Consider the following 5,646-nt stretch of genomic DNA (forward strand, 5'->3'; position numbering starts at 1 on the left):
ACTTTCGGCCATAAAAAAACCCTTCATCAAATACATGATGAAGGGTTTCAAAAAACAAGGCGGTGACATACTCTCCCACAATAGCAGTACCATCTGCGCTAACGGGCTTAACTTCTCTGTTCGGAATGGGAAGAGGTGAGCCCCGTTGCCATAACCACCTTAAAAGGTTAGTTAAACAAGTTTCAAGTTTAAGGTTTAAAGTTTTACTTTTAACTCCTTTACTTTTTCACTTTTTAACTGCGCCATTTGGCGCCAATATCTTGACATATTATAAGAAACAAAGAACATAAGAAGACTAGTTATAAAAGCAATTATCTGCGTCTTAGAGGCTGTTGCTTCCACCTCCCTTTCAGGAGGTGGAACCTTGCACCAAGCTCAACGGATTATTAGTACCACTCGGCTATGACATTGCTGCCTTTACACCTATGGCCTATCAACGTGGTCGTCTCCCACGGTCCTTTAAAGAAATCTCATCTTGTGGTGGGTTTCGCGCTTATATGCTTTCAGCGCTTATCCCTTCCCAACGTAGCTACTCTGCAATGCTCCTGGCGGAACAACAGATACACCAGAGGTTGGTCCAACTCGGTCCTCTCGTACTAGAGTCAGGTCCACTCAAATTTCTAACGCCCACTACAGATAGAGACCGAACTGTCTCACGACGTTCTGAACCCAGCTCGCGTGCCACTTTAATGGGCGAACAGCCCAACCCTTGGGACCTTCTCCAGCCCCAGGATGTGACGAGCCGACATCGAGGTGCCAAACCCCCCCGTCGATGTGAGCTCTTGGGGGAGATCAGCCTGTTATCCCCGGCGTACCTTTTATCCTTTGAGCGATGGCCCTTCCATGCGGTGCCACCGGATCACTATGCTCTACTTTCGTACCTGATCGACCTGTATGTCTCTCAGTCAAGCTCCCTTATGCCATTGCACTCTACGCACGGTTACCAAGCGTGCTGAGGGAACCTTTAGAAGCCTCCGTTACTCTTTTGGAGGCGACCACCCCAGTCAAACTACCCACCAAGCACTGTCCTTCTTCTTCAGAAGTTAGGCTTCAAACAAGTAAAGGGTGGTATTTCAACAATGACTCCACGATACCTGGCGATACCGCTTCAATGTCTCCCACCTATCCTACACATCACTTGTCCAAAGTCAATACTAAGCTATAGTAAAGGTGCACGGGGTCTTTTCGTCCCGTAGCGGGTAATCGGCATCTTCACCGATACTACAATTTCACCGAGCTCATGGCTGAGACAGTGTCCAGATCGTTGCACCATTCGTGCAGGTCGGAACTTACCCGACAAGGAATTTCGCTACCTTAGGACCGTTATAGTTACGGCCGCCGTTTACTGGGGCTTCAATTCAAAGCTTCGCCTCAAGGGCTAACTTCTCCTCTTAACCTTCCAGCACCGGGCAGGTGTCAGACCCTATACGTCATCTTTCGATTTAGCAGAGTCCTGTGTTTTTGATAAACAGTCGCCTGGACCTCTTCACTGCGGCCACGCCGGAGCGTGGCGACCCTTCTCCCGAAGTTACGGGCCCATTTTGCCTAGTTCCTTAGCCATGAATCTCTCGAGCACCTTAGAATTCTCATCCCAACTACCTGTGTCGGTTTACGGTACGGGTTGCCTCCACTCGCTTTTCTTGGAAGTCGATCCTCAGGATTATCACCGCCGCCGTAGCTTTGGTGTACTATCGGGGTGTTACCACTCCCTTCAACGCACAATTCCGTCTGTGCGCACCTAATTTTCGCCTCCGTCCGCTTTAACGTGGGGCAAGTAGCAGAATATTAACTGCTTGTCCATCGACTACCCCCTTCGGGTTCGCCTTAGGACCCGACTAACCCTCAGCTGATTAGCATAGCTGAGGAAACCTTGGTCTTTCGGTGTGCGGGTTTCTCGCCCGCATTATCGTTACTTATGCCTACATTTTCTTTTGTAACCACTCCAGCATACCTCGCAGTACACCTTCAACGTTGTTACAATGCTCCCCTACCCCTCCAGATAAATCTGAAAGCCATAGCTTCGGTAATATGTTTATGCCCGATTATTATCCATGCCGGACCGCTCGACTAGTGAGCTGTTACGCACTCTTTAAATGAATGGCTGCTTCCAAGCCAACATCCTAGCTGTCTGGGCAGTCCAACCGCGTTTCTTCAACTTAACATATATTTTGGGACCTTAGCTGATGGTCTGGGTTCTTTCCCTCTCGGACACGGACCTTAGCACCCATGCCCTCACTGGTATACATCATTTTATAGCATTCGGAGTTTGTCAGGAATTGGTAGGCGGTGAAGCCCCCGCATCCAATCAGTAGCTCTACCTCTATAAAACTAATATACCGCTGCACCTAAATGCATTTCGGGGAGTACGAGCTATTTCCGAGTTTGATTGGCCTTTCACCCCTACCCTCAGGTCATCCCAAGACTTTTCAACGTCAACGGGTTCGGTCCTCCACTATGTGTTACCACAGCTTCAACCTGCCCAAGGGTAGATCACACGGTTTCGCGTCTACCATTACCAACTATAGCGCCCTATTAAGACTCGCTTTCGCTACGGCTCCGGATCTGAAATCCTTAACCTTGCTGGAAACGGTAACTCGTAGGCTCATTATGCAAAAGGCACGCCGTCACATGTAAACATGCTCCGACCGCTTGTAAGCGTATGGTTTCAGGATCTATTTCACTCCGTTATTCACGGTTCTTTTCACCTTTCCCTCACGGTACTGGTTCACTATCGGTCTCTCAGGAGTATTTAGCCTTGGCGGATGGTCCCGCCAGATTCATACAGGGTTTCCCGTGCCCCGCACTACTCAGGATACCACTATCAATAACACATTCTTACCTGTACAGGACTATCACCCTCTGCGGTCAATCTTTCCAAATTGTTCCAGTTCTATGTGCATCGAATAGCGTGGTCCTACAACCCCAATAAGTCCGTAAACTCATTGGTTTGGGCTAATGCGCGTTCGCTCGCCGCTACTAGCGCAATCACTTTTGTTTTCTCTTCCTCCGGGTACTTAGATGTTTCAGTTCCCCGGGTTTGCCTCCTTGCGGATAATACATCTTCAATGTACTGGGTTGCCCCATTCGGATATCTGCGGATCAATTCGTATGTGCCAATCCCCGCAGCTTTTCGCAGCTTATCACGTCCTTCATCGCCTCTGAGAGCCTAGGCATTCCCCATACGCCCTTATTTAGCTTGTGTGCTTTTGCCTTCTAATTTGCTCGTATCTCTTAACTCTTTCAAGTTAGTTCAATACTTAATATAATTTGCTCTTAATTTAGTTATAAATCGCTCTATAACTGTAGTTTCTCGTATTCTTTGTTTCTCAATATGTCAATGAACGTTTAAAAGCTATATGCTCTAAGCCATAGGCTATAGGCATTTTTGCTTACGGCTTAAAGCATATTGCTTAAAGCCTTTTGTGGAGAATATCGGAGTCGAACCGATGACCTCCTGCGTGCAAGGCAGGCGCTCTAGCCAGCTGAGCTAATCCCCCATTTTTCAGTGATCAGTTAACAGTTATCAGTTAACAGTACTTATAACGGCTACTCAACCTCTAAAATTTCCTTTATTATTTCAAACGAACTTCAATCTCTACTTACCTTCTAACTTCCAACCTCGTACTTCGGTAGTAGTCTCAGGCAGACTTCCCTCGTCTTCGCTCGGGATAAACTTCTCATCTTTCCTTCGTCTACTCTACGAGTAGTCTCAGGCAGACTCGAACTGCCGACCTCTACATTATCAGTGTAGCGCTCTAACCAGCTGAGCTATGAGACTGCAATTAGTAATGAGTAATTAGTATGTAGTAATGAGACAATCTCAATACCCTGTACGCTATACTCAATACTCTTTACTATAATTAAATTGACAAGCAAAAAATCAAAACCAAAAGGACTTCCTTTTGAACTTCCCTTTAACAATTGCGCATGTCTTTTATAAGTAAAAGACCTTGCTCTAGAAAGGAGGTGTTCCAGCCGCACCTTCCGGTACGGCTACCTTGTTACGACTTAGCCCCAGTTACCAGTTTTACCCTAGGCCGCTCCTTGCGGTAACGGACTTCAGGTACCCCCAGCTTCCATGGCTTGACGGGCGGTGTGTACAAGGCCCGGGAACGTATTCACCGCATCATGGCTGATATGCGATTACTAGCGATTCCAGCTTCACGGAGTCGAGTTGCAGACTCCGATCCGAACTGTGATAGGGTTTATAGATTCGCTCCTTCTCGCAAAGTGGCTGCTCTCTGTCCCTACCATTGTAGCACGTGTGTGGCCCAGGACGTAAGGGCCGTGATGATTTGACGTCATCCCCACCTTCCTCACGGTTTGCACCGGCAGTCTTGTTAGAGTTCCCGGCATGACCCGCTGGCAACTAACAAAAGGGGTTGCGCTCGTTATAGGACTTAACCTGACACCTCACGGCACGAGCTGACGACAACCATGCAGCACCTTGTAATCTGCCCGAAGGAAAGTCTGTTTCCAGACCTGTCAGACTACATTTAAGCCCTGGTAAGGTTCCTCGCGTATCATCGAATTAAACCACATGCTCCACCGCTTGTGCGGGCCCCCGTCAATTCCTTTGAGTTTCATTCTTGCGAACGTACTCCCCAGGTGGGTTACTTATCACTTTCGCTTAACCACCCAGCCCTCAATTAGGCCGGACAGCTAGTAACCATCGTTTACGGCGTAGACTACCAGGGTATCTAATCCTGTTCGCTACCTACGCTTTCGTCCATCAGCGTCAATATATTATTAGTGATCTGCCTTCGCAATCGGTATTCTATGTAATATCTATGCATTTCACCGCTACACTACATATTCTAACCACTTCATAATAATTCAAGGTCTACAGTATCAATGGCAGTTCTACAGTTAAGCTGCAGACTTTCACCACTGACTTATAAACCCGCCTACGGACCCTTTAAACCCAATGATTCCGGATAACGCTTGGATCCTCCGTATTACCGCGGCTGCTGGCACGGAGTTAGCCGATCCTTATTCGCAGAGTACCGTCAAACCCCTACACGTAGGGGTGGTTCTTCCTCTGTAAAAGCAGTTTACAACCCATAGGGCAGTCTTCCTGCACGCGGCATGGCTGGATCAGGCTCTCGCCCATTGTCCAATATTCCTCACTGCTGCCTCCCGTAGGAGTCTGGTCCGTGTCTCAGTACCAGTGTGGGGGATCTCCCTCTCAGGACCCCTACCTATCGATGTCTTGGTATGCCGTTACCACACCAACTAACTAATAGGACGCATACTCATCTCTTACCGTAACCTTTAATTATCTGATGATGCCACCAAATAATACTATGAGGTATTAATCCACGTTTCCATGGGCTATCCCTCAGTAAGAGGTAGATTGTATACGCGTTACGCACCCGTGCGCCGGTCGCCACCATCCGAAGACGTGCTGCCCCTCGACTTGCATGTGTTAAGCCTGCCGCTAGCGTTCATCCTGAGCCAGGATCAAACTCTTCATCGTTGTTTCTTATATATCTTAACAACTATTAAAAGTTTTTTCGCTCCTACCTTTGCAGGTAAAAACAAAATAAAGCTCAAAAGATGACTCTTCTAGTCTTAATTCTTTGCTACTCGTTTTATAAGATTGCTCTTATAAAACTTCTTGTCAATTCAATATGTCAATGAACT

2 tRNA genes and 3 rRNA genes are annotated in these 5,646 nt (G+C 47.5%); all 5 read right to left on the reverse strand.

The features are described from left to right. Window positions 1-54: 54 nt before the first annotated feature. A 5S ribosomal RNA gene (gene rrf, locus RM549_RS19095) occupies window positions 55-162 on the reverse strand. 203 nt (window positions 163-365) lie between these two features. Beyond that, window positions 366-3,203: ribosomal RNA gene (locus RM549_RS19100) — 23S ribosomal RNA — on the reverse strand. Window positions 3,204-3,423: 220 nt separating this feature from the next. Continuing rightward, a tRNA-Ala gene (locus RM549_RS19105) sits at window positions 3,424-3,497 on the reverse strand. 207 nt (window positions 3,498-3,704) lie between these two features. After that, window positions 3,705-3,778, reverse strand: a tRNA-Ile gene (locus tag RM549_RS19110). 181 nt (window positions 3,779-3,959) lie between these two features. Then, a 16S ribosomal RNA gene (locus RM549_RS19115) occupies window positions 3,960-5,479 on the reverse strand. Together the 16S, 23S and 5S rRNA genes with 2 tRNA genes alongside form the textbook arrangement of a ribosomal RNA operon. Window positions 5,480-5,646 lie beyond the last annotated feature (167 nt).

It is taken from the genome of Autumnicola patrickiae, assembly GCF_031846525.1.
Taxonomy (GTDB): Bacteria; Bacteroidota; Bacteroidia; order Flavobacteriales; family Flavobacteriaceae; genus Autumnicola; species Autumnicola patrickiae.